This window comes from Legionella beliardensis, assembly GCF_900452395.1.
GTDB lineage: Bacteria > Pseudomonadota > Gammaproteobacteria > Legionellales > Legionellaceae > Legionella_C > Legionella_C beliardensis.
In genome coordinates, this window is record NZ_UGNV01000005.1 from 45565 (window position 1) to 68263 (window position 22699).

Sequence of the window (22699 nt, forward strand, 5' to 3'; positions counted from 1 at the left end):
ACCATAGGTTTTGGAGTCAAACTACTGCACGAGCAAGCCACTGCGTGTACCAGACGCATTATCATATTGTATTTCCAGTGAAATGTCGGAAATCTTTACTGAGTGATGAGATTACATCAACTATAAAATTTATTGCGAGTCAGATAGGTAAGCGATATGAGATGGAATTTGAGCAGCTGGGCTGTGATAAAAATCATATCCACATTCTATGTTCATTCCTTCCAAAATATAGCCTAGGTGAAGTTGTTAGGAAATTTAAAAGTATAACAGCACGTGAATTATTTAAGAAATTTCTCTCACTTAAAAAGGAGTTGTAGGGTGGAGAGTTTTGGTCTGATAAATATTATGTTTCGATAGTAGATGAACCCAGAGACTGAAAGGTGGTTGAGCGATATGTAAAAAATTAGGGTAAAGACTTAGACCGGTTTATTTGGTAAGGACATTATATCATTATAATATTTTAATTATTGGTTAGAAGGTCAAGAGCGCCTCGGTAATAATTCTAGTCAATTTTCCCAAATATTGTTTCGTCCAGATGTTAGCAAAAAACACTGGTTTTTGGATTGGCTATACTTGGATTAAGACTGGCATTCTATTTACTATGCAGCCTTTTGTTGAAGAGAGATTATGGGAGCAGTTACTATGGACTAAGGACATAATAAGATGAACTTATACTAGTCAAACCCTTTTAGAGCAAGGCTTTATAAATGACTTCAAGACAGAGTATCGAGCAAGACAATTTTAATATTTAGAAGAATGGCTCTTAAAAATAGCTTTTTTTCGTCCAAAAATCCGCGCTTACATCGTTACTGCCTTGACAACCGCCTTCTGAAGTCTATATTTATAATTAAACACTTGTTTAACTATTTAATTAATGTGCTTACTCAACAGCAAATTATTATACTAAGTGACACACTTTTAAGCTTGCTGCGTTCAGCTCGCCTTCTGAGTGCTGAAAGGCAAGGTAAGAAGATGTATTACAAAATTTTTGACGAACATGTTAGATGCATCTTAGATATGATCAAGCACTTTACTGAAGAGAAGGAGGGGTAACATGAGTTTTTTAAAGAGAATTTTTAATAATTACCTTAGTGGCCATCATGGAGATTACAGTAAAAATAGTAACCATCCTGGGGGCTATAAAAGTGGACATCATGGTAGATCACGTGAAAATTATTTCAATTCAAACGACGCCCCATCCACTAAAAAATGCCCTTTTTGTCAGGCTAACATAGATTCACAGGCGAGATTTTGTGGGCAGTGTGGTAAAGATACAGCGCCTGCTTCTTGTCGTTGCGGCGCCTCAATTTCACCTGGCGCTAAATTTTGCGGGCAATGTGGGGCTTCATTATGACTCCTTTAACTAAAACTACTTTTTTTGTTGCGGGGCTTGATTGCCCTTCAGAAGAAAAGATCATTAGAAAGCAGTTTAAAGACATGTCCGAAGTAGAGTATTTGGATTTCAATTTTATTGCTGAAGAAGTCACTATTCGCCATCACTCGGTCAACATTGATGCGCTACAACAACGTATCGAATCTTTAGGCATGAGAGTTCGAATTAAAGGTAACTCATCTTTTGGTAAGTCCACAGAAAGTACTTCAGATTACTCCTGGACTCGATTAAGTCTCGCCGGTATTTTTGCATTAGGCTCCGAATTAGCTACTTATTTTTTATCGAATAACTTAGCCTTTTTAAGCGTTATTGCAGCACTCATTGCCATTGGATTAAGTGGATTAAATCTCTTCAAAAAAGGCTTTATTGCCTTTCGTACTAAAGCTATGAATATCAACAGCCTCATGCTTATTGCTGTCATTGGTGCTTTTTTCATTGGTGCCTGGCCTGAAGCTGCAATGGTAACTGTGCTATTTGCTTTGGCTGAACGGATTGAACGCTACTCTTTAGATAAAGCACGCCTTGCCATTCGAAGCCTTATGCAAATTGCGCCAGAAACGGCTTCAGTTAAGCAAGCTAATGGCACCTGGAAAGCTTGTCCTGTAGAGCAAGTTATGATTGGCGCAATTGTTAGAGTGAAGCCTGGAGAACGTATTCCTTTAGATGGAGAAGTTAGCTCAGGCCAAAGCACCGTGAACCAAGCCCCTGTTACAGGTGAATCCATGCCGGTCAGCAAGCAAGTAGGCGATGAGGTTTTTGCGGGTACTCTAAATGAGCATGGCAGCTTTGAAATCAAAATCACTAAAGCCTCAGGCGACACATTGCTTGCTAAAATAGGAAAAGCCATTGAGCAAGCACAATCAGAACGTGCACCAACTGAACGTTTTGTTGACCAATTCTCTAAATACTATACCCCCATTATGGTAATAATTGCGATCCTCATTGCCTTTGTTCCCCCACTGGCTTTCAATTATCCTTTTTATGATTGGATTTATAAAGCATTAACTCTATTAGTCATAGCCTGCCCTTGTGCGCTTGTTATTTCTACGCCAGTTACTGTGGTTAGTGGACTTGCGGCAGCAGCTAAAAGAGGATTGCTCATAAAAGGAGGCAATTATCTGGAAACAGGTTATAAGCTACAAATGATTGCTTTAGATAAAACAGGGACGCTCACCGAAGGAAAGCCCCAAGTTACTGATTTCATCGCTTACGATTCAAGCATGAATGAAGCGCAGTTACTACTGCTTACGGCAAGTCTTGATAGTCATTCAGAACACCCTGTAGCCCATGCCTTAGTGACCTATTGGGCATTTCAACAGCCTCAGGCAGCATTACTTGAGGTAGAACAATTTTCTGCCCTTCCTGGTCGCGGCGTTAAAGGGATTGTAAATAAAGAATTATATTATGTAGGAAACCATCAACTTGCAGAAGACAACAAGGTATGTAGCCCTGATATTGAACAGCTACTGAAGCGCTTAGAAGAGGAATGTAAAACAACCGTCATTTTAAGTAACTCTACGCAAGTACTGGCTATTTTTGCCGTAGCAGATACCTTACGTGCAACCAGTAAAGAAGCTATTAAGCGTCTGGATCAACAGGGCATAAAAACGACCATGCTCACAGGCGATAATGCCGTCACAGCGCACGCTATTGCCAAACAAGTAGGTATTGATGAGGTAAAAGCCAATGTACTGCCTACGGATAAAATGCAAGCTATTGATGCCTTGTTACAGCGCTATAAGGTTGTTGGCATGGTCGGTGATGGCATTAATGATGCGCCAGCCCTTGCCAAAGCATCCATCAGCTTTGCAATGGGCAAAGGAACTGATACCGCTCTTGAAACGGCCGATGTGGCATTAATGAATGATAACCTCGACATGCTGCCCTTTTACGTTGATTTAAGCCATAAGACGGCGCGCATTCTCCGCCAAAACATCAGTTTATCGATTGCAATCAAAGGAGTGTTTTTTGTTTTAGCTCTTACTGGCATTGCTACGCTTTGGATGGCCGTTTTTGCAGATATGGGAGCGAGCTTAATTGTTGTGGCTAATGGGCTTCGTTTATTACGCTTCCAGCCCAAGTTATAAAGAGACCAAAAATTGAATGATTTACGAGATAATTTGGAAAAACACCAAATTTTGATTTATTTTGTCACGATTATTACCGCTGCAGCGATTGCGTTTTTGACGCCACGAAGTTCTGTATTAACAGCGGCAATTAATCCAGCGCTTGCTTTAATGCTTTTTGTGACATTTTTACAAGTACCACTTATTGACTTAGGTCGCTCATTCACCAAAATTCGTTTTTTAAGTGCATTATTGGTTGCTAATTTTTTTATAGTGCCTGTGCTAGTTGGAGTTCTATTGCAGTTTATACATTTAGAACCTATGATAAAGCTCGGAGTGTTATTTGTCCTGATGACACCTTGTATTGATTATGTAGTAACCTTTTCACATATCAGACAAGCTGACTCTAAACTCTTGTTAGCCTATACTCCAATACTTCTCATGATACAAATGTTACTGCTTCCTTTTTATCTTTATATATTTTTAAATGCTGAATCTGCTAAATTAGTACATATCGAACCATTTATTCATGCATTTTTATGGCTCATTATTATTCCACTGCTTATGGCTGCTTTAGTTCAATTTTGGGCGGCAAGAAAAGTAGTGGGCAAGCAGGTTATGACCGCTCTTTGCTTACTACCCGTTTTAGCGGCAGCTTTGGTTTTATTTATTGTTGTGGCCGCAATGGTTCCTCGGCTCGGGTCAACCAGTGAGACTATTTTTCAAGTAGCTCCGCTATATGTAATATTTGCAACCGTTTCCCCAATTCTTGGCTGGATGGTATCTCGTCTATTTTCTCTTGATAACTTATCAGGGCGAGCCGCGGCATTTAGTACTGGAACGCGCAACTCCCTGGTAGTGCTTCCATTAGCTTTGACAGTACCTGGGGCTATACCTGTACTACCTTCCGTTATCGTAGTACAAACCATGATTGAACTGGTTAGTTCAGTTTTTTATATGCGGCTAATTCCAAAACTAAAGTTTTAAAAAACCTGGCACAATTGTTTTAAAAGTAATTCATCATAAATAGTCGCTGGCGCGAAATAACCAATTTCAAAGCTTAATTAATGCGCAATTATATCATTTTGTGATATATTTCACCCTTTTTATATAGTCAAGTAAGGTGAAACAATGTATTCAAAAGCAAAGCAAACAGTAAAAAATGATTTGGACATGAAGGAAGCACGTAGTTCAAGTGATAATACTACTGATGAACTCGCTTTAGCAGAACAAGTATTTAGCAAATTGCAAATCTACTCAGAAGAATTTAACCCGCTTTTTTTTACAAACGAGGATTTAGCTAATCTTAGTTTAACCTCCAAGACATTGAATGGTGTTGTATCTTCCGAGTTGAATCAACGAGAAGCTCAAAAACTCTTAACCCACGTAGTTAAGGGTGAGCAAGATAAAGCCAAAGCTATGATAGAAAAAAAACCAGAGTTACTATTAATTCGAACACAAACCGTAGATTACTCTGGAAGAAAGATTATAGGAACAGCCTTTCAAGCAGCGATTGGTTCAGGAGATAAACCCATGTGGGAGATGATGCTACCTTTTTTTGAGCGCTTAGAATTAAGGTGAAGCCTTAAGACAGTTTAATGAACAGTTTCCTAATGGGATTGAAGAAACTTCTGCCTCTGCGCTAAAAACCTATTACAATGCCATTGCATTAGCCACTATCAATGATGAAGACAATGGTCTTTCCGTGATAGAAGGATTTAGAAAAAAAATAACCTGCCAAAAAGAAATTACGCAAGGCAAGCATTTTAATCTGCAGCACTTAATCGCAGCGTATCAGGCCTACATTGATAACTTTCATGCTTTTGAAACATGGCATAACTGTGACTTATTTTGGCAAAACGTGGTTGGTTATGTACAAAGACAGATGACAGCTTATGATGCCCAAATTCACTGCTCGGGTATACAGAAAGTCTTGGGGGATGAGAAGTCATTTGCTCGACGGCTTGAATTTGCTAATGGCGGGGCTGTCTTCCCTTTAAATATTGATTCTGGTCTTGGTTTTGATTTCGCGATTCATAGTTATTATGCGGTCGGCGGGGAGGACTGTTTGCTGGCGCTGGCGGCGTGCTGGGGGTTGCCGGCGGTGACCGCGCTGAAAAATTATGTGGAGCAAAAACAAACGCACTTGCTGGACTTAGAGAGTCACTTGAGCAAGGAATGTATTATCAGCCAAGTTAATTGCACTTAATTGTTCAAACCGTTCATCAAGCAGTGCTTTAGCCAAAATTCTAAGACTTGATTGATGGGTGGTTTGAATAAACTCGATTAATAGCTGCTGATAAGACCATTGAGCATTTGTTTTTGCCCACCAGGAACACCATCGAGACAGGTAGTTTTTGATCGCTTGGGTAGCAAACCCATGGGTGACCATTGACTTAACGGTCTCACGTGCTTTTCGAAATGTTCTAGGGTGTGGGGTGGTTGGGCTGGGCATTGGTGCGTTCGGTAGGCACTTCCCCCACTATAAATAGTATTTGAACAATTATCAGAAGCACATGCATTCCTGGTATTATCTTGAGGTTGCGTCTCAAGATAGTTGACGCCGAGAAAATGATACTCTCGTGAGACTAATCCGATACGAGATTTTTTACGTGAAAGGGAAAGTTTTCTTTCCTTTAAGATACCCATGACTTTTTGTTTACATCGGTTGAGCTGCCGTTTGGACTTGCATAACACAATTAGATCATCCTGGTAGCGCAAATAGAAGACTTCAGTCTGAGTCAATGCGTCATCCAAGGGCTTTAGATAAAGGGCACTAAACAATTGAGACAAGGGACCACGTAATGAAATACCATTATCCGGATTGATAGTTCCCCAAGGAGTATCAATAGGATTTTTTATAATATTCGTGAGCATGAATTGTACTTTGGGGTCATCAAAATAATGCTCAATGTCTTTCAAAAGTAAACAATGTGAAATCGATTTATAATAAGATTTGATATCAAGACGCATCACAAAGGGATATTGTTTGCTCTTTAATACCTCTTGAAGACGCGAAGTGGCCAATTTGACACCGTTTGGCCCGTGCAAATGCAGACAATTTGGATTGGTGATGTAGGGAAAAGTCGGTTTTAACTGTTTCAGCAATAGATGTTGTAAAATACGATCGGTGAGATGCAGTTGATCCACCCGTTCGTCTTTAAAGTAATAACGCTTTAAATGATGGGGATTATAGGTTCCACGAACCAGTGTGCAAATAGCTTCTAAAAGCCAACTATCTAGGTCACGTGCCAGAAAATGAATATCATGGTTGTGGTTTAGATGTTGTTTTTGGCGATAAATGCTTGTAAAAAGAGCCTTCCCACGAGTGCTCATATCCCCAATATTCCACCGCTTGATACTGTTGTCTTTGGGTAGGGCACTCAGGCGGATTCAACAAGCTAATGCAACCACCTTTTCTTCATCAGCTGTCTGCGGTAAAAATAACATAGCTGGTGATTTAAAGCCTAATGTTTTTCTAGGTCTGTCATTCAATTTTTCCATAATTGCTTTTAAGTGTTCATCAGTTATGGATTCAAAGCTTGCGCCTTTTTTTAAGTATTGTCGTACCAATCCATTGGTATTTTCATTAAGTCCACGTTCCCAAGATGAATAAGGATGAGCGAAGAAAAAATCGGAATTTAACTGCTCGGTTATCTTCTCATGATAAGCAAATTCAGAGCCGTTATCAGCTGTAATGGATAAAACCGAGTTGGTATATGGTTTTAAAGCATCTATCGTGGCTAAGCTTACGTTTTCAGCGGTTTTCTGGTTAACCTTTTTAAGGATAGTAAACTTAGTCTTTCGTTCAACGATTGAAACGACAGCATGCTTACGATTCTTGCCAATAAGGGTATCAATCTCCCAATCACCAATTCGCGCTTTTTCATCAACGATTTTAGGTCTTTCATCAATGAATCGCCTGTTTCTAATTGGCCCTTGACGTTTAGGGCCACCATAGCGCTTACGATACTTCTTTTGTTGATGCCTTAAGTGTTTAAATAAGCTACCGCCGTGCTTTTTATCCGTTAAAATAAACTGATAAATCCACTCATGACTTAAGCTAAATAACTGCTTGCGTTTAGCATAGCCGCTAATTTGTTCAGGACTCCAGTCCTGGCTTATCTTTTCCCTAATAAACTGCTTAATCTCCTCATTGACTTTGATGTACTTGGGCTTATCTCGTTGCCTATCATCCGCATACTTCTGCGCGTAATTTGCCTTATAGGTCCAATATCCTAAGCGCGTGCGAATAAAGGTTAGATTACGATTAAGCTCCCTACTAATCGTTGACTTATGGACCCCTAGCTCATCGGCTATTTGTTGCTGCGTATAACCTGCATGCACAAACGCTTGAATTTTACACCGCTTGAGATAATCCAAATGCTTGTAACTCATTTACAACTCCTGTACTAAAACAGCAGGAAGTTTACTCTCTTATCCTGCCTCTTTTATATACAAAAGTTGCACTAATCTGTTGAATCCAAGTCATAAGAAATCATCCATGTCTTCTTTTTACACTACAAACAAATAGTTAATGGATAAGTGTTATGTTACTCTTATTTTTGAATTAAATCATTGATTCAATCCGGTTAAATGATTAATGTTATTTGCTCTAAACACTATGTTTTGCAAGGAGCTATAAGAATGAGCCTCTGTTTTTCTGGAGTGGATGGTATAACGCAAGCAGGGAGCTTGTTAATTGATGTGACAAAGCAGCACCCACTTATTCTCTTATCCCAGTCCTTACCTTGGAACATACTGGTAAAAACGATTCTTCCTGATTTAAAGAAGACGAAAGGAGGATGGGCAGAAAACTAAGAGTTCGCATTCATTTGGGTGTTTATTTATTGCAGCAGCTGTTTAATAAGACTGATCGGCAAATTGAATATGATGTAAAAGATAACGCGGTATGCCAACTTTTTTGTGGAGTAGGGATTGTTGAACAATGGCATGTGCTTGATCATACAAAAATTGAAGAGTTTCGATCGCGATTAAGTGAAGAAACTCAAAAAACCTTGGCAAATCTGATGGCAAAGCAAGCGGTTTTTCTTGGTTTTGCCGATCCCAGTAATGTTGATATTGATTCGACAATACAAGAAGCCAATATGCATTACCCAGCGGATAGTTGTCTATTAAAAATAGCTTGGGGCGATGTCACACAAAGTTGCATCTTTTTTAAATGGCACTTGGGAAGACTGCATTAAAGCACCGTTGCAAGTGAATATGAAGAAAGTGAGTGCGGCAGCGCGAGCGTATTTTTTCTTGCCAAAAAACTCAACCAAAGAAGTCAAATCCAATAAAATTACTGAATGTTGTTGTCGAGGAAACACAAGCCGTTATTGACTATTGTAAGACGTTAGGTGCTGATTTTATTGCCAAAGTACCTTGGGGTATTCAACGTACAATGGAACAAATCAATGCATTGACAGAACAATATATTAAAGACGTTCGCTATTTTCTGACCGAAAAAATAATAGCCCCAGCAAAAGCACTTTCATTTCATTTAAAGGACGTTGCTTGTTTTACAAAAGGGAAACTTGGGAAAAAGTATCAATTTGGGCGATGTATTCAGCTCGGACTTATTGATGGGAATTTTTTGTTTATCACCAAATCAACGTCTATTCATATGGTAGATAAGACATCTTTTCCCGCCATTATTGAATGCCACCAGGAGCTTTTTAATGGTGCACCAATAAATTCTGTTGGAACTGATAAGGGATATTACAGTGCTGCCAATGAAAAATATTTGCTGGCAAAAGGCGTCAATGAAATTGCGATTCAGAGACTAAAAAATATTAAAAAACAAACGATTAAATCTCTGTTAAAAAAACGTGAAGAGGAATTAGTGAATCGGCGATCAGGCATTGAGCCTTTGATTGGGCATGCCAAGCATGGCGGTCAACTTGGACGAAGTCGCATGAAATCAGATAAAGGAATTGAATCTTCTGGATATACTGCGGTGCTCGGGTTTAACATAAGACAACTCATTAAGTGGCAAAAACCACCCAGCAGAAAAAAAATCGCATGAATCAGTTTCGCGCCAGCGACTTATTAAAATAATGAAAACAACCTTGCCTTAATTTTTATCGCTTATATAATCACTTCCTATAAGTTACATTCTCGGAAGTAAAAATAAGAGTGTTAAGAGATGTCTAATCGCTGTAAAAATGAATTGGTAGTAATGAGCAACAACCAAGAACTAATCGCAAAGGAATATGCGAAGCTAGATGAACTGATAAGGGATTATATGAAACAGGCATTATCACCTAGTACCGTTAAGTTTTAGGGTATTGATTTGCGCATCTTTTCTGAATGGTGCGAATCAATGGCATTAGACGCATTACCTGCCATACCCGATACGGTGGCGCGTTTTCTTGCGCAACAAGCAAGCTCAGGCATTAAACCCGCCACATTAACACGAAGACTTGCAGCTATTCGTATGGCTCATGAAGCGAATGGTTTCGCGAACCCTACGCAACACAAAGGTGTTAAAGCGGTGTTCAAAGGTATCAAGCGCGAAAAAGGTGTCGCTCAAGAGAAGAAAGCACCTTTAACCGCCTAGCGTATGAAAGCCATCATCTCTCATTGTCCAGGTACGTTAACAGGCATTAGAGATAAAGCCTTACTGTTACTTTGATCTTGCCCCGTTTTAATAGACACAACTATGCGACTTTTCTTAAATGATTTTCAAATAATTGTGGCGCAGAAGCTGGTGCAGACCTGTTTAAGTTAATGGAGGTTTGGCGACATACTCACCCCAAAACAGTTATGGGCTATGTTCGTAATGCGCACCTATTTGATAACCATGCTGGAGAAAAATTTCTTTAATGCTATTTAGACTAATTAGTGCTTTCCTTACTTTGACTTTATAATAAAAGAGATACTGCCGGTTCTTTCTAAAATTGCAGAGTCAACTAAAGAATAATTTTCAGTATTTAACTTTTGACGCAATTGCGCCAATATATCATTTTCACTGATGCTAAAACGACGCATATTTTTATAATTTATTTCGCCATGCTCTATTAAGTAATAAGAACACCCTTTAAATAAGAAGCCTATTCTATTAAAGAAAAAGCATAACTTAGACAGTATAAGATGAAGAATGACGAGAGTTAATAAAGCCTCTACCGTAAGCCATAGTGAGTTTGCACCGGCAATACCCCTACTGATTAGCCCTCCTGAAATAGCAATGATTAAAAAATCTAAAGGTGTGCTTATATTAAAACGGTGATTAGTAAATCTGAATAGGAGAACACTTAAACAAAATAAAATAATACAGCGAATCCAGGCGCAAAAATATCCAGGGTCACTGTTAATCCAATGAATGTAGTCCATAAACCTTCCTTAAATAATTACAATGCAGCAGACATGCCATGCAGAAAAAAAGCGAATATGATGAGCAATATTATTAAAGCGGCTATCCAAGTCAACGTTTTCTTTTTTCTCATGTTTTTCCTAATACTGGTAGTGTTGAATAAAAAAATAGCGCAAAATATTAATGCAATTCGATGCTCTATTTTTTTCTATTTGTAGCATGGTATGAGTAATACTAAACTGCTCCGCGAGAATTTTTTGAACTTCAGCCTCGATGTTCTCTTCATTTCCTGTTGGGGTAACTAGGTGTGCGGTTAAACTTATTTTGTCATTGGTAATAGCCCAGATATGCAAGTCATGAACCTCTAAAATGCCATCTACCGAGAACATAGTTATTTCAATATTTTTTATATCCACGCCTTCTGGAACGCCTTCCAAAAGGATGTTAATTGCCTCCTTCAAAAGAACCCATGTTCGCGGTAGAACCCATAAGCCAATAAGCACCGCCACCAATGAGTCTATCCAGGTAATATGGGTGTAGTAAATAATTAACGCGGCAATAATAACCCCTAAAGAACTCAGCATGTTACTCCATACCTCTAAGTAAGCATTTTTGAAATTTAGGTTGCCTTCTTTGCTTCATTATAATGATATTGATGGCCAGGCCTAAAATCGCAATAACCAACATACCCATTAAGTAAATTTCTGGCAGGTTTTTTAAGCGCTGATACGCTTCATAAAGGATAAAAAAAGCAATGATGAAAAGAAGCACCGCATTAAAAGGAGCCGCTAAAATCTCAAATCGATAATAACCAAAAGTTCGAGCTGTATCGGCAGGGCGTCTGCCTACATAAATGGCCACTAAAGAAATAATAAGCGCCGTGACATCCGTCATCATGTGAGCTGCATCAGAAAGTAATGCAAGGCTTCCAGTTAAAATGCCACCAAGTACCTCAGCAATTAGAAAGCCCCCTGTAAGCATCAGGGCAAACCACAATGAACTTTCTTCAGAGATGTTTTTAGCGTGCCTATGACTGGAATGGTCTTTCATTTTATCGTCCTTTGATTTTATTATTTAACCATCTAAATATTATTTAATGATTTTTTTCCTTCGTTCATGAAATACATAATACAGTCCTGGTAAGACAAGCAGCGTTAGAAAGGTAGATGAGATAATACCACCAATAACTACCGTGGCTAATGGGCGTTGTACCTCAGACCCCGTACCGGTCGCTAATGCCATGGGAACAAAGCCAAGCGAGGCTACAAGTGCCGTCATAAGCACAGGACGAAGACGCGCCAAAGAGCCCTGTAGTACAGCATCTTTTAAATAAAACTGCTGTTGCTCACGTAATTTATTAATAAACGTAATCATCACTAACCCGTTTAAAACAGCCACCCCAGATAGTGCAATAAAGCCCACGCCTGCAGAAATAGAGAGAGGTATCTCTCGTAACCACAAAGCAAATACGCCACCCGTTAAAGCTAGAGGAATACCTGAAAAAACCAACAGTGCATTTTTGACGCTGCCAAAGCTCATAAATAAAAGCAAGAAAATACCTAATAAAGTAATAGGAATTACAATCTGTAAACGTTTAGATGCTGATTGTAGTTGCTCAAATTGGCCGCCCCAAGTAACCCAATAGCCACTGGGTATTTTTACATTTTGTTCGATACGCTGCTTTGCATCCAGCACGAAGGAGCTTAGGTCTCGACCACGAACGTTTGAGCTTACAACTACTCGGCGCTTACCTACTTCACGGCTAATTTGATTGGGGCTTTCACTACGCACCATTTTAGCGACTTCATTTAAAGGGATGAAATGACGCATCCCGTCTTTTGATGGCGGTAATGGGATAAACACATTCTTTAAAACATTAGGATTTAGGCGTAAAGATTCAGGTAAACGTACCACTAAATCAAAGCGCTTATCGCCTTCAAAAAGCTCCCCACCTTTTTTGCCGCCAGTAGCAATCACAATCGCCTCTTGCACCGTACCTATTTGCAAGCCATAACGTGCCAAAGCATCGCGATTAATTTCCACGGTTAATAAAGGAAGACCGCTCACTTGCTCTACTTTCACATCCGCAGAGCCTGGTGTTTTCTCAAGTTGCGCGTCAATTTGTTCCGCTACTTTAAGTAAAACCGCCATGTCATCCCCAAAGATTTTAACGGCCACATCACTACGCACACCTGAAATGAGTTCGTTAAATCGCATTTGAATGGGTTGCGTGAACTCATAATTATTACCAGGAATTTGCTTAATGGCGTCTTCCATTTCTTGAACCAGTTCTTGTTTGTTTTTTTTAGGATTAGGCCAGTCTTTACGGGGTTTTAGCATGATAAAGGTATCGGCAGCATTGGGTGGCATTGGATCGGTTGCTACTTCTGCGGTACCAATTTTAGCAAACACATTTTTTACTTCTGGGAATTGTTTCACACGCTTTTCTACCATATCTTGCATGGCAATGGATTGCGTAAGGCTGGTACCAGGAATACGCATAACCTGCATCGCAATGTCGCCTTCATCAAGGCTTGGGATAAACTCACCACCCAAACGAAAAGCGATTAATAAACTCACCAGAACTAAAAGAACCGCACCACCAATCACCCATAATCGAGCATGAAAGCACCGCCTTAATACCCGCTCATAACCTTGTGAAAGATAGTGAACCATCCAGTTTTCTTTCTCCTGCACTCGACCGCCTAAGAAAATAGCGATTGCCGCAGGAACAAACGTTAAAGCGAACACCATGGAGGCCATCAGCGCAATAATGACCGTTTCAGCCATCGGTAAAAACATCTTTCCTTCAACTCCTGTGAGCGTCAGGATGGGCAAATACACCACGGTAATAATAAACACCCCGAAAATACTCGGGCGTATGACTTCGGTGGTGGCGTAAGAGATGACCTTTAAGCGTTCTTCCAGCGTCAATAGGCGTTTGGCCTCATGCTGTTTTTCGCCCAAATGTTTAATGCAATTTTCAACAATAATCACTGCGCCATCGACAATCAAACCAAAATCCAGGGCACCTAAACTCATCAAATTGGCACTGATTTTGTTCGTGACCATGCCCGTAATGGTCATCAGCATCGAAAGAGGGATGACCATAGCCGTAATCAAAGCCGCACGTATATTGCCTAAGAACAAAAAGAGAATGGCGCAGACTAACAAAGCCCCTTCCAATAGATTATTTTTAACGGTTTCAATGGTGGCATTCACCAACAAAGTACGGTTGTAAACCGTAACGGCCTCAACGCCTTCGGGAAGTGATTTGTTAATCTCTTTCATCTTTTCGGCCACGCGCTCAGAAACTGTGCGGCTGTTTTCACCCATCAGCATAAACACAGTACCCAGAACAACCTCTTTACCGTTTTCGGTGGCAGCACCTGTCCTCAATTCTTTACCTAACGCCACGTCTGCCACATCGCGAATACGTACCGGTGTACCTTCAAAATTAGCGACCACAATATTTTCAATGTCAGGGATATTTTGTACCTGCCCTGGCACACGAATAAGGTTTTGTTCGCCATTGCGCTCAATATAACCGGCGCCTACATTGGCATTATTGCGTTGTAAAGCTTCCACAACATCAGTCAGGCTTAAGTTGTAACGCACTAATTTTGCAGGCTCAGGAGTGATGTGGAACTGCTTCTCGTAACCGCCAATAGTATTGACTTCCGCCACCCCTTCCACATTGCGTAATTGTGGCTTGATAATCCAATCTTGAATAGTACGCAGCGCCATTGGGTTATGGCGTTTGTCTTTTGGTGCATTGGGTTTATTGGTTACGGTATACATAAAAATCTCACCAAGCCCCGTGGAGATGGGGCCAAGAGAGGTTTCTACATCGGGCGGTAATTTGTCTTTAACTTCCTGTAGACGCTCATTAATTAATTGGCGTGCAAAATAAATGTTGGTGCCGTCTTTGAAGACTACAGTGACTTGCGACAAACCATAACGCGATAAAGAACGGGTGTAATCTAAATTGGGCAGCCCACTCATCGCTAATTCAATAGGAAACGTGATGCGCTGCTCTACCTCATAAGGCGAATAACCCGAAGCTTGCGTATTAATCTGCACTTGCACATTGGTAATATCCGGTACCGCATCAATGGGCAGCTTTTGGAAATTATAGACACCAAACAATGCCAGCATGAGTGTAAACAACAGGATAAACCAGCGGTGTTTGAGTGAAAAACGAATTATCTTTTCCAGCATCATCTATCCTTAGTCGTCGTGGCTTGCGCCTTCCTTGCCGAGTTCTGCTTTAATAAAAAAGCTGTTTTTAATGACATAGCGCTGGCCTGCGTCCAATCCTGACCGGATTTCAACCCATTCGTTATCCTGCTGCCCAAGGCTTACAGGGGTTGCTTCATAAAAATTACCTTGCTGCACAAATACCACCTCTTGCTCACCCAAACGTTGAATAGCAGACAGTGCAACCGCCACAGGAACGGTTTTTTCTTTAATGACAACCTCGCCATTAACATACATGCCAGGAAGCCATAAACGGTTTTGATTCTGCAATACCGCACGCGCAAGGGTCGTTTGACTATCCTCAATCCCTAAAGGCGAAATGTAAGAAATAGTGCTGGTTGAATCGGGTTTGCCGTCATCTCCTGTGACGCGTACCATCATGCCTTTTTTTATTTCAGGAGCCTCCTTACGGTATAAGGTAAAGTCCGCCCACACATCATTTAAATTCGCCACATCATAAATAGGCTTTGTGGCTTGGGCTAACTCACCATTAGTCGCATATTTTTGTACGATGGTGCCGGTAATCGGAGCGTTTATCGTGTAGTTTTGCAAGCTTTCATTACTTTCAATCGTAACGAGTGGTTCACCCTTTTTAACCTCTTCGCCCAAGTTTTTATTCATGGTTTGAATGATACCCGCGTAGCGCGCGTAGATGGGTGCCATCGTATCGCGATTAGGTACAATTTTTCCCACTACTTTTAATTGGGTTTTAATGGTTTGGCTTGTGGCCGTTGCTATTTCGATATCAGCCGCCTTAAGTGTTGGCGGCAGCAGCTCAACTCGCCCCTCATAACTTGAGTAATTCCAGGAATAATTTTGACCAGAGAGGGTTAGCTTGGCAGCAACATCAAACGAATGAGGTTCACGAATCACTTGATTGCTTTGCAAAAAATCGCCATCCAGAATAAAGGTGATGCTCTCTTTTTTCTGATTAAATCGGGTTAATTCAAGAGTTAATGTTGTGTCTTTTGGGTCAATCCTTTGGTTGCTTTGGTACACGTAAGCACGAAAATGAGGTGGCATTCCTCGACTAAACAGCACCAACTCAAGACTAATGCCATCCTTTTTAAGTAAACGACCGCCTTGTGGCCCTTTCTCTATTTGTTCCTCTTTGCTTTTCTCTTTAGACGCATCATTGGAGCAGCCCGAAATAATGCTAAAACTCACCAGAAAAACGATGAGCGCAAAGATTAATTTAAATAGGTGTCGATTCATTTACTTTCCTTAGTCGGATGGAGTCCTAGAAGCCCTGTAAGCTGGATTAGGGTTTTATGAAAGTCTGCATGAGCTTGTTGGTAATGACGTTCTTCCTCAAATAAGGTGTTTAATGACAAGGATAATTCAAGGTAGGTGTAACGTCCCATGGTATAGCCATCTTGGGCCAGTTTAATGGCTTTACGGGCTAAAGGTAGGAGTGAGCGAGTCACTAAGTCCGCTTCGTATTCACTTTGCTTAGCTTGCAAAAATACGGTATAGACATTTTGTCGCACATCCATATGTGCTCCATGAAGCTCATATACCGCTTGGTTATATTGTGATTCTGCAGTTAATATTTTTCCTTGATTTCTATCAAATACGGGGACTTGCGCATATATGGATGCGACACCTGCATTACTGCCATCATCAGAAAAGTGTCGGCCACCTAACTGAATATTTAAATCAGGCCAAACTGCTTTTTTAACGGCAGTGATGGTGGCTCGTTTGGCTTGAAGTAATAGTTGTACTTGGCGTAGCTGTGGGCTTTGTGGTAATTTTTTTATGAGTTGTTGCCAATTTAAATTGACATCTGGCAGTCCTTTATCGACTAAACGACGGTCTTCTCGTAAATTAGTACCAAGCAGTCTTGCTAGCTTAGCGCGTTGAGCTAGAGCATCTCTTGCTGCTTTTTTTTCTTGAATTTGCACATCGCCTAAACGTATTTGGGCTAGTCGCAAATCCAACTCAGCACTTGCCCCCGCTTTAACTCGCCTATCTATAGCCACAACAATGTCTTGATTTAATTTAACTAGTTTTCTCGTTACCTGATACCACTGACCCGCGTAAAGCGCGTCCACGTACGCTAAACCAACACTTATATATAAGACCGCTTTTTGTACTTTAATTTGTGCTAAAGATGCTAGGTAATCACCATAGTTAGCTTTTTGCTGATAATAAAGACGATTACCAAGTGGGATGGGCTGGGTAATCGTCGCGGTGGTTTCTGCCGACTCGTAACCAGAATAAGTACCGGAGCCGCCAAAATTTTCTGCAACTAATGCGAGCTGTGGATTAGGATAAAGGCCGCTTTGAATAAAATAACCCCGCATAGCCCTTGCTTTGTTGATTTCAGCTTGAAGCTCTGGATTATTACTATAAGCAATCAATAAAGCTTGCTTGAACGTAAGGGAGGTAGATACCCTTGCATGAGTGTACGAGGTATAAATTAAAATGATGGCAGTAATACTTAAAAAATAACGCATTCCCTATCTTTCCTATCCATTACCAATTTTTTCTCTTAGTGTACCTTTATACAATTAAATTAGCACTAAAGTTAATGTGCTAAATAATACAAATCTTACTCTTATGTTTTAGCAACAGGTAACTCAGTCCAACACGTGGTATAACAAGGACTCTTCATCTCCCGCTTCATCGTCCATTGCTTTTGGAAACCTTCGGCGGCAAGCCGAATTGAACGGGCGCCATATCGTTTATTAATAGACTCTATGAGCGTCATGAGTTTTTCAGATTTAACTAGTGCGGTATCCGAAGGCTGATTAAATAAATCCATTTGTGCAGGTGACTTAAGCGTTAGCTCTGCGAGCATAATGCCACTTTTCTGATACGGGACACCTTCTTTATAAATACGCTTTAACGCTTGTTTAGCACACGCTGTTAATTGTCTTATATCATCGGTCGGATTAATGAGGCGAAAACTGATGGATTTAGAGTAGGGTTTAAGATGTCCATCAAAGCGATTGGTGTAGAGAAAAACGGACATGTAGTTAGCCACCAATTCTTGTTTGCGAAGCTTGCCCCAAGCCGTAGCACAATGATGACTAATGGCTTCTTCAATGGCTAGCAAATGGGTTTGCGGTCGCCCAAAAGAGCAGGACGCAACGAGGCTTTTTTTAGGCTCAATAGCCTCAACTGGCAAACAGGACATGCCGTTGAGCTCCATCACCGTACGTTGCAACACCACATTAAAGTTTGATTTTACCCAGTGTGGATTTTGGCTCGCTAATTGGTTAGCGGTTATAACGCCAAATCCTTTTGATTTTTGTTGCCACTGTCTACCAATGCCCCAAATATCCCCAACCGCCAGTTTCTCTAACCACATCATTTTAAGGCCTGTGATATTGAAGACCGGGGTATTTATTTTTTCTTCCCAAATTTAAAGAATATGTAGAGTACATGGATAAAGAAAGTGCTCCTGATTTAGAAATATATCAAACTAAATCCAAAGACACTCTAGAAGCAAAAGCAGCTCAACTATTAAAACCTATTTGCTATTTAGAAAATTTTCTTAATGCTGACGATTTACCACAAATAGATTTTTCTTGGACCACTTATCTTTATATAGGAAGCGTCGATAAGTCAAGAAAGGCCTCATCAATGGAGTAAATTTCAACCCTATCCCAAGCCTCTTCAATGACGCGCATCACGCGTGCTGATAAATCGCCATAGAGGGTATAATTGGAGGAAAAAAGCGTGACGTCGTGTAAATTACATAATTCTTTTACTTTAAAATAAGGCACACCCATGCCAATACCGAGCGCTTTGGCTTCATTAGAGCGCGCAACCACACACCCGTCATTATTGGATAAAATAACAAGCGATTTGGTTCTTAAATCAGGTCGAAAGAGACGTTCACAGGAGGCATAAAAGTTATTGCAATCAATAAGCGCAAACACAATTAATCGGCCTGATGGATGATGTGGGTGACCACACCCCAGATAATGAGCTCCACGTTTTCGGTTATATCAATGGGCGAGTAGGTGCGATTAGCAGGCATTAAGCGCACAGCGCCCTCTTTACGAAATAAGCGCTTCACAGTTAATTCGCCATTAATGGCTGCAATGACAATTTTATTGTGGGTTGCTTCAACACTGCGGTCAACAATCAGTAAATCGCCAGTATGAATGCCCGCATCTCGCATGGAATCGCCTTGGGCTCTCACCATAAAGGTCGCTGCGGGATGTTTAATTAGGTACTCATTTAAATCAAGGGTTAATTCAAGGTAGTCATCGGCAGGAGAAGGAAAGCCTGCAGGTACTTTACTGCTGTAAAGTGCAAAACGTTGTGTCATTGTAACCGGCGTATCAAATTTAGCGATAATGATTGCTTTCGTTGACGGTTCATCATGCTTTTTTATTGTTATTAGGGCAGCCATTGCCAGTCTTTGTTAATGAATACGTCTATTTAGTGTAGGCATAAGTTGATTTCTTGGATTCAACAGATTAGTGCAACTTTTGTATATAAAAGAGGCAGGATAAGAGAGTAAACTTCCTGCTGTTTTAGTACAGGAGTTGTAAATGAGTTACAAGCATTTGGATTATCTCAAGCGGTGTAAAATTCAAGCGTTTGTGCATGCAGGTTATACGCAGCAACAAATAGCCGATGAGCTAGGGGTCCATAAGTCAACGATTAGTAGGGAGCTTAATCGTAATCTAACCTTTATTCGCACGCGCTTAGGATATTGGACCTATAAGGCAAATTACGCGCAGAAGTATGCGGATGATAGGCAACGAGATAAGCCCAAGTACATCAAAGTCAATGAGGAGATTAAGCAGTTTATTAGGGAAAAGATAAGCCAGGACTGGAGTCCTGAACAAATTAGCGGCTATGCTAAACGCAAGCAGTTATTTAGCTTAAGTCATGAGTGGATTTATCAGTTTATTTTAACGGATAAAAAGCACGGCGGTAGCTTATTTAAACACTTAAGGCATCAACAAAAGAAGTATCGTAAGCGCTATGGTGGCCCTAAACGTCAAGGGCCAATTAGAAACAGGCGATTCATTGATGAAAGACCTAAAATCGTTGATGAAAAAGCGCGAATTGGTGATTGGGAGATTGATACCCTTATTGGCAAGAATCGTAAGCATGCTGTCGTTTCAATCGTTGAACGAAAGACTAAGTTTACTATCCTTAAAAAGGTTAACCAGAAAACCGCTGAAAACGTAAGCTTAGCCACGATAGATGCTTTAAAACCATATACCAACTCGGTTTTATCCATTACAGCTGATAACGGCTCTGAATTTGCTTATCATGAGAAGATAACCGAGCAGTTAAATTCCGATTTTTTCTTCGCTCATCCTTATTCATCTTGGGAACGTGGACTTAATGAAAATACCAATGGATTGGTACGACAATACTTAAAAAAAGGCGCAAGCTTTGAATCCATAACTGATGAACACTTAAAAGCAATTATGGAAAAATTGAATGACAGACCTAGAAAAACATTAGGCTTTAAATCACCAGCTATGTTATTTTTACCGCAGACAGCTGATGAAGAAAAGGTGGTTGCATTAGCTTGTTGAATCCGCCCTAAGATATAAAATAATAAGTCTGATTACTGTGCTAACCAGACTTAATATTTATAGTTTATTTTTTGAACAGAATTTGCATAAAAATATTAAATTTAAATATTACTGTCTTATTTCAAAATATTAAACATCCCTGTTTAGTCTAATAATTTTATCTCATATTCCGTACAGGAGCTTTTGAACCATCCTTTAAAATCTTGCCATTAATATTAATTTTAAGATTACCTAAAATTCTTTGAAATGTGCTAGTACTAATATTCTGATAAGTTTCTTTTTCGTATCGAGCAATTTGGCGCGGACTAACACCTACTTTCTGTCCGAAACTTTCTATAGTCATTTTTGTAGCTAATCGATATCGGATAGGCGCAGATAATAAATCTTCTAATGAATGTATTTCTATAGCAGCCCCTTTACTCTCTGTTAACTTAAGATATTCATCTATATTTTTTTGGATTTCATGTATTAATTCCTGAGTTTGTCTTTTAGAGGCTTCTGCAATAGACACAGGTACATCTTTTCTTAGAGGAGTCGATAGATATTGCTGCAGCCTATTTAATTGCTCTCTAGCAGCTGCATATTGCTTGTCACTTGTGATCATCATAGCTCTCCTAATTTAACAACGAGAATACCTTTAGGCTCTCCGTCTCTATTTTTTTGAAAAAACTGCGTAAAAGGTAACCCACTACCAGCTTCAGTGATACCAGCAATAAAAAAATCTAATCCATATTTTTTCTTCATACTTACACGGTCACCTAAGAAAACAGGATCTAAAATAGTTATATCCACTGAATCGTGGTAGTCCCAACATCCATCAATATCATTGGGCTCCTTTTTCCCCGTGACAAAGCTCCCATTAAGCCAGATAGTTTTAACACCTGCACTTTTTAAATTGTTAGCAGCTTTTCTAAGTCCATTCATTAACTTTTTTCTTCTTGTATTCGAAGAGCCATACACTTTAGCGACTTCATCTAAAGTAGCTAGGTGCTCTCCTGGCGGTAACTCATTATTCTGTAAAGTTGGAATACCCATTTTTTCTTTAGAACAGCCTTATAGCATATAGTATATTATGACTAATTAGTCATGTCAAATTAGTCATGAAACTGAATAATATTAATAATTTGTTATTGGCTCCTAAAATAATAGATCAATAAATAGTGATCACTTAGATACAACCTAGGTAAAATGAATATTAGATATTTGTGTGCTGATTTATCTGTGAAAAATGTCCTGAAAATAAATTTAATCAAAATAGCCAAATCTTTTGGTTATTTAGTAGTATTACAAAAAGACGAAGAACATTTGGCTGTGTATGATAAAATTAGAAGCAATAGGCATCATTAATACATTTAAAATCGACTATTAAATGAATTAAAGCGAGAATTTGAGGCGTGGTTTCGACTGTAATCATTACTCCAATCAAATGAGCTAATCCCTAAGATATTATCTGACTTATCAAAAGCGCCTCGCATGGGAAGACCAGTTGCTGGATTGATTTAAGTCTCGTTCTTTTTATCTGCATTAAAATAATAGAATTCTTCATCGACTAAATTGGTTTTGCTATAAATCCATATAAGCGGTTTAAAAAAATACTTAATCCATTTCATCCTTAGTCCTTAAGTTTACTGTAATTCCAATTCTTCTCTCTCTGAAACACGTTGCTCTTCTTTCAGCGGTTCTAAATGAAATAATTCTCTATCTGCATTTCGTTTGATGTACTTATCTATTTGTTGATAAAGATCAAACAACGTTCCTTCTTGATTAGCCTTATCAATAAAATAGGAACCAATGAGAATTTTACGGCGAGTATCTCGTTTTCGTTCACGTGATTTTTCGAGAGATTCTAATTTTTGAATTTGTGCTCGTAATTGTTCTTGTTTTTTCTTTAAGGCATCCAGCCGCGATTGTTTTTCGCTCATCGTATTTAAAACCATTATGAATCCATAGGTAAGATTCTACGAGATTCACTAGGGATTTCAAGAAAATATAAAAATAAAAAATAAACATTGGCGCGAAGCGACCGTAAAGCCGCACTGGCAAATGAAGTGCGCGCTTATACATTGCTTTGCAACGTGCGCTTTGATACCCTACAAAAATCATTCAATAATAAACTCGTTTAAACTCTTATTTTTGGTATAGGGAT

Annotated in this window: 22 protein-coding genes and 2 pseudogenes; 11 read left to right on the forward strand and 13 right to left on the reverse strand. The window is 39.6% G+C overall.

Annotated features, from left to right (window positions below; all coding sequences use genetic code 11):
• Nucleotides 1-41: 41 nt before the first annotated feature.
• From tnpA to DYE47_RS16440, 6 genes and pseudogenes are all read left to right on the forward strand, one after another.
• Nucleotides 42-317, forward strand: a pseudogene (gene tnpA, locus DYE47_RS16670) (IS200/IS605 family transposase); the annotation flags it as partial.
• A 737-nt stretch (nucleotides 318-1054) separates the two neighbouring features.
• A complete protein-coding gene (locus tag DYE47_RS15415; protein WP_115304336.1) occupies nucleotides 1055-1354 on the forward strand; it encodes a zinc ribbon domain-containing protein in 300 nt (99 codons plus the stop codon).
• The gene (locus DYE47_RS15420) at nucleotides 1348-3480 is read left to right on the forward strand and encodes a heavy metal translocating P-type ATPase (RefSeq protein ID WP_115304354.1); all 2133 of its coding nucleotides are present in this window, start codon (nucleotides 1348-1350) and stop codon (nucleotides 3478-3480) included. The genes DYE47_RS15415 and DYE47_RS15420 overlap by 7 nt, the downstream gene beginning before the upstream one ends.
• A gap of 12 nt (nucleotides 3481-3492) precedes the next feature.
• The gene (locus DYE47_RS15425; protein ID WP_115304337.1) at nucleotides 3493-4446 is read left to right on the forward strand and encodes an arsenic resistance protein; all 954 of its coding nucleotides are present in this window, start codon (nucleotides 3493-3495) and stop codon (nucleotides 4444-4446) included.
• Nucleotides 4447-4590: 144 nt separating this feature from the next.
• On the forward strand, nucleotides 4591-5040 hold the full coding sequence (locus DYE47_RS16435) for a hypothetical protein (RefSeq protein ID WP_242604280.1): 450 nt from the start codon (nucleotides 4591-4593) through the stop codon (nucleotides 5038-5040).
• 124 nt (nucleotides 5041-5164) lie between these two features.
• Complete coding sequence (locus DYE47_RS16440) at nucleotides 5165-5668, forward strand: hypothetical protein (protein ID WP_242604279.1); 504 nt, start codon at nucleotides 5165-5167, stop codon at nucleotides 5666-5668.
• Nucleotides 5669-5745: 77 nt separating this feature from the next.
• Here the strand turns inward: DYE47_RS16440 and DYE47_RS15440 are convergent, their stop codons facing one another.
• A complete protein-coding gene (locus DYE47_RS15440) occupies nucleotides 5746-6795 on the reverse strand; it encodes a reverse transcriptase domain-containing protein (RefSeq protein ID WP_115304339.1) in 1050 nt (349 codons plus the stop codon).
• Nucleotides 6796-6852: 57 nt separating this feature from the next.
• Nucleotides 6853-7857 carry an IS30 family transposase gene (locus DYE47_RS15445; RefSeq protein ID WP_115302438.1) on the reverse strand — a complete coding sequence of 335 codons (1005 nt, stop codon included), beginning with the start codon at nucleotides 7855-7857 and terminating at the stop codon, nucleotides 6853-6855.
• Between the two features lie 249 nt (nucleotides 7858-8106).
• Between DYE47_RS15445 and DYE47_RS16150 the strand changes: the two genes are divergently transcribed.
• From DYE47_RS16150 to DYE47_RS15460, 4 genes are all read left to right on the forward strand, one after another.
• Nucleotides 8107-8280 carry a hypothetical protein gene (locus DYE47_RS16150; RefSeq protein ID WP_160149927.1) on the forward strand — a complete coding sequence of 58 codons (174 nt, stop codon included), beginning with the start codon at nucleotides 8107-8109 and terminating at the stop codon, nucleotides 8278-8280.
• A complete protein-coding gene (locus tag DYE47_RS15450) occupies nucleotides 8265-8666 on the forward strand; it encodes a transposase (protein ID WP_115304340.1) in 402 nt (133 codons plus the stop codon). Before DYE47_RS16150 ends, DYE47_RS15450 begins: the two co-directional genes overlap by 16 nt.
• 32 nt (nucleotides 8667-8698) lie before the next feature.
• Nucleotides 8699-9490 (forward strand): transposase, encoded by a 792-nt coding sequence (locus tag DYE47_RS15455; protein ID WP_115304341.1) that lies wholly within the window; start codon nucleotides 8699-8701, stop codon nucleotides 9488-9490.
• Nucleotides 9491-9787: 297 nt separating this feature from the next.
• Complete coding sequence (locus DYE47_RS15460; RefSeq protein WP_115304342.1) at nucleotides 9788-10024, forward strand: hypothetical protein; 237 nt, start codon at nucleotides 9788-9790, stop codon at nucleotides 10022-10024.
• 293 nt (nucleotides 10025-10317) lie between these two features.
• On the opposite strand, the gene DYE47_RS15465 is transcribed toward DYE47_RS15460, so the two are convergent.
• The 8 genes and pseudogenes from DYE47_RS15465 to DYE47_RS15500 all read right to left on the reverse strand — a co-directional run bounded on the left by DYE47_RS15465 (nucleotide 10318) and on the right by DYE47_RS15500 (nucleotide 19406).
• On the reverse strand, nucleotides 10318-10797 hold the full coding sequence (locus tag DYE47_RS15465; RefSeq protein ID WP_115304343.1) for a DUF421 domain-containing protein: 480 nt from the start codon (nucleotides 10795-10797) through the stop codon (nucleotides 10318-10320).
• Between the two features lie 120 nt (nucleotides 10798-10917).
• Nucleotides 10918-11722: pseudogene (locus DYE47_RS15470) on the reverse strand (cation diffusion facilitator family transporter); the annotation flags it as partial.
• Nucleotides 11723-11866: 144 nt separating this feature from the next.
• Nucleotides 11867-14998 (reverse strand): CusA/CzcA family heavy metal efflux RND transporter, encoded by a 3132-nt coding sequence (locus tag DYE47_RS15475; protein ID WP_165482101.1) that lies wholly within the window; start codon nucleotides 14996-14998, stop codon nucleotides 11867-11869.
• Nucleotides 14999-15007: 9 nt separating this feature from the next.
• Nucleotides 15008-16252 (reverse strand): efflux RND transporter periplasmic adaptor subunit, encoded by a 1245-nt coding sequence (locus DYE47_RS15480; RefSeq protein WP_115304345.1) that lies wholly within the window; start codon nucleotides 16250-16252, stop codon nucleotides 15008-15010.
• A complete protein-coding gene (locus DYE47_RS15485) occupies nucleotides 16249-17496 on the reverse strand; it encodes a TolC family protein (protein WP_115304346.1) in 1248 nt (415 codons plus the stop codon). The genes DYE47_RS15480 and DYE47_RS15485 overlap by 4 nt, the downstream gene beginning before the upstream one ends.
• A 101-nt stretch (nucleotides 17497-17597) precedes the next feature.
• Nucleotides 17598-18356, reverse strand: coding sequence for a DUF4113 domain-containing protein (locus DYE47_RS15490; protein WP_115304347.1), 759 nt, complete (start codon nucleotides 18354-18356; stop codon nucleotides 17598-17600).
• A 232-nt stretch (nucleotides 18357-18588) separates the two neighbouring features.
• A complete protein-coding gene (locus DYE47_RS15495) occupies nucleotides 18589-18927 on the reverse strand; it encodes a Y-family DNA polymerase (protein WP_115304348.1) in 339 nt (112 codons plus the stop codon).
• Between the two features lie 2 nt (nucleotides 18928-18929).
• Nucleotides 18930-19406 (reverse strand): LexA family protein, encoded by a 477-nt coding sequence (locus DYE47_RS15500; RefSeq protein ID WP_115304349.1) that lies wholly within the window; start codon nucleotides 19404-19406, stop codon nucleotides 18930-18932.
• A gap of 142 nt (nucleotides 19407-19548) precedes the next feature.
• On the opposite strand from DYE47_RS15500, the gene DYE47_RS15505 reads away from it, so the two are divergent.
• Nucleotides 19549-20553, forward strand: coding sequence for an IS30 family transposase (locus tag DYE47_RS15505; RefSeq protein ID WP_115302438.1), 1005 nt, complete (start codon nucleotides 19549-19551; stop codon nucleotides 20551-20553).
• 157 nt (nucleotides 20554-20710) lie between these two features.
• Here the strand turns inward: DYE47_RS15505 and DYE47_RS15510 are convergent, their stop codons facing one another.
• The 3 genes from DYE47_RS15510 to DYE47_RS15520 all read right to left on the reverse strand — a co-directional run bounded on the left by DYE47_RS15510 (nucleotide 20711) and on the right by DYE47_RS15520 (nucleotide 22490).
• On the reverse strand, nucleotides 20711-21160 hold the full coding sequence (locus tag DYE47_RS15510) for a helix-turn-helix domain-containing protein (protein WP_115304350.1): 450 nt from the start codon (nucleotides 21158-21160) through the stop codon (nucleotides 20711-20713).
• Nucleotides 21157-21588, reverse strand: a complete 432-nt coding sequence (locus DYE47_RS15515) for a DUF6932 family protein (RefSeq protein WP_115304351.1) — start codon at nucleotides 21586-21588, stop codon at nucleotides 21157-21159. The genes DYE47_RS15510 and DYE47_RS15515 overlap by 4 nt, the downstream gene beginning before the upstream one ends.
• 590 nt (nucleotides 21589-22178) lie before the next feature.
• Nucleotides 22179-22490: a mobilization protein gene (locus DYE47_RS15520; protein ID WP_242604266.1), complete on the reverse strand. Its 312-nt coding sequence runs from the start codon at nucleotides 22488-22490 to the stop codon at nucleotides 22179-22181.
• Nucleotides 22491-22699: the final 209 nt, after the last annotated feature.

Coding starts and splice junctions, on each gene's coding strand:
- DYE47_RS15415 (WP_115304336.1), top strand. CDS start 1,055: ATGAGTTTTTTAAAGAGAATTTTTAATAATTACCTTAGTGGCCATCAT.
- DYE47_RS16435 (WP_242604280.1), top strand. CDS start 4,591: ATGTATTCAAAAGCAAAGCAAACAGTAAAAAATGATTTGGACATGAAG.
- DYE47_RS15440 (WP_115304339.1), bottom strand. CDS start 6,795: ATGAGCACTCGTGGGAAGGCTCTTTTTACAAGCATTTATCGCCAAAAA.
- DYE47_RS15445 (WP_115302438.1), bottom strand. CDS start 7,857: ATGAGTTACAAGCATTTGGATTATCTCAAGCGGTGTAAAATTCAAGCG.
- DYE47_RS16150 (WP_160149927.1), top strand. CDS start 8,107: ATGAGCCTCTGTTTTTCTGGAGTGGATGGTATAACGCAAGCAGGGAGC.
- DYE47_RS15450 (WP_115304340.1), top strand. CDS start 8,265: ATGGGCAGAAAACTAAGAGTTCGCATTCATTTGGGTGTTTATTTATTG.
- DYE47_RS15460 (WP_115304342.1), top strand. CDS start 9,788: ATGGCATTAGACGCATTACCTGCCATACCCGATACGGTGGCGCGTTTT.
- DYE47_RS15465 (WP_115304343.1), bottom strand. CDS start 10,797: ATGGACTACATTCATTGGATTAACAGTGACCCTGGATATTTTTGCGCC.
- DYE47_RS15475 (WP_165482101.1), bottom strand. CDS start 14,998: ATGCTGGAAAAGATAATTCGTTTTTCACTCAAACACCGCTGGTTTATC.
- DYE47_RS15480 (WP_115304345.1), bottom strand. CDS start 16,252: ATGAATCGACACCTATTTAAATTAATCTTTGCGCTCATCGTTTTTCTG.
- DYE47_RS15485 (WP_115304346.1), bottom strand. CDS start 17,496: ATGCGTTATTTTTTAAGTATTACTGCCATCATTTTAATTTATACCTCG.
- DYE47_RS15490 (WP_115304347.1), bottom strand. CDS start 18,356: ATGATGTGGTTAGAGAAACTGGCGGTTGGGGATATTTGGGGCATTGGT.
- DYE47_RS15500 (WP_115304349.1), bottom strand. CDS start 19,406: ATGGCTGCCCTAATAACAATAAAAAAGCATGATGAACCGTCAACGAAA.
- DYE47_RS15505 (WP_115302438.1), top strand. CDS start 19,549: ATGAGTTACAAGCATTTGGATTATCTCAAGCGGTGTAAAATTCAAGCG.
- DYE47_RS15510 (WP_115304350.1), bottom strand. CDS start 21,160: ATGATGATCACAAGTGACAAGCAATATGCAGCTGCTAGAGAGCAATTA.
- DYE47_RS15515 (WP_115304351.1), bottom strand. CDS start 21,588: ATGGGTATTCCAACTTTACAGAATAATGAGTTACCGCCAGGAGAGCAC.
- DYE47_RS15520 (WP_242604266.1), bottom strand. CDS start 22,490: ATGGTTTTAAATACGATGAGCGAAAAACAATCGCGGCTGGATGCCTTA.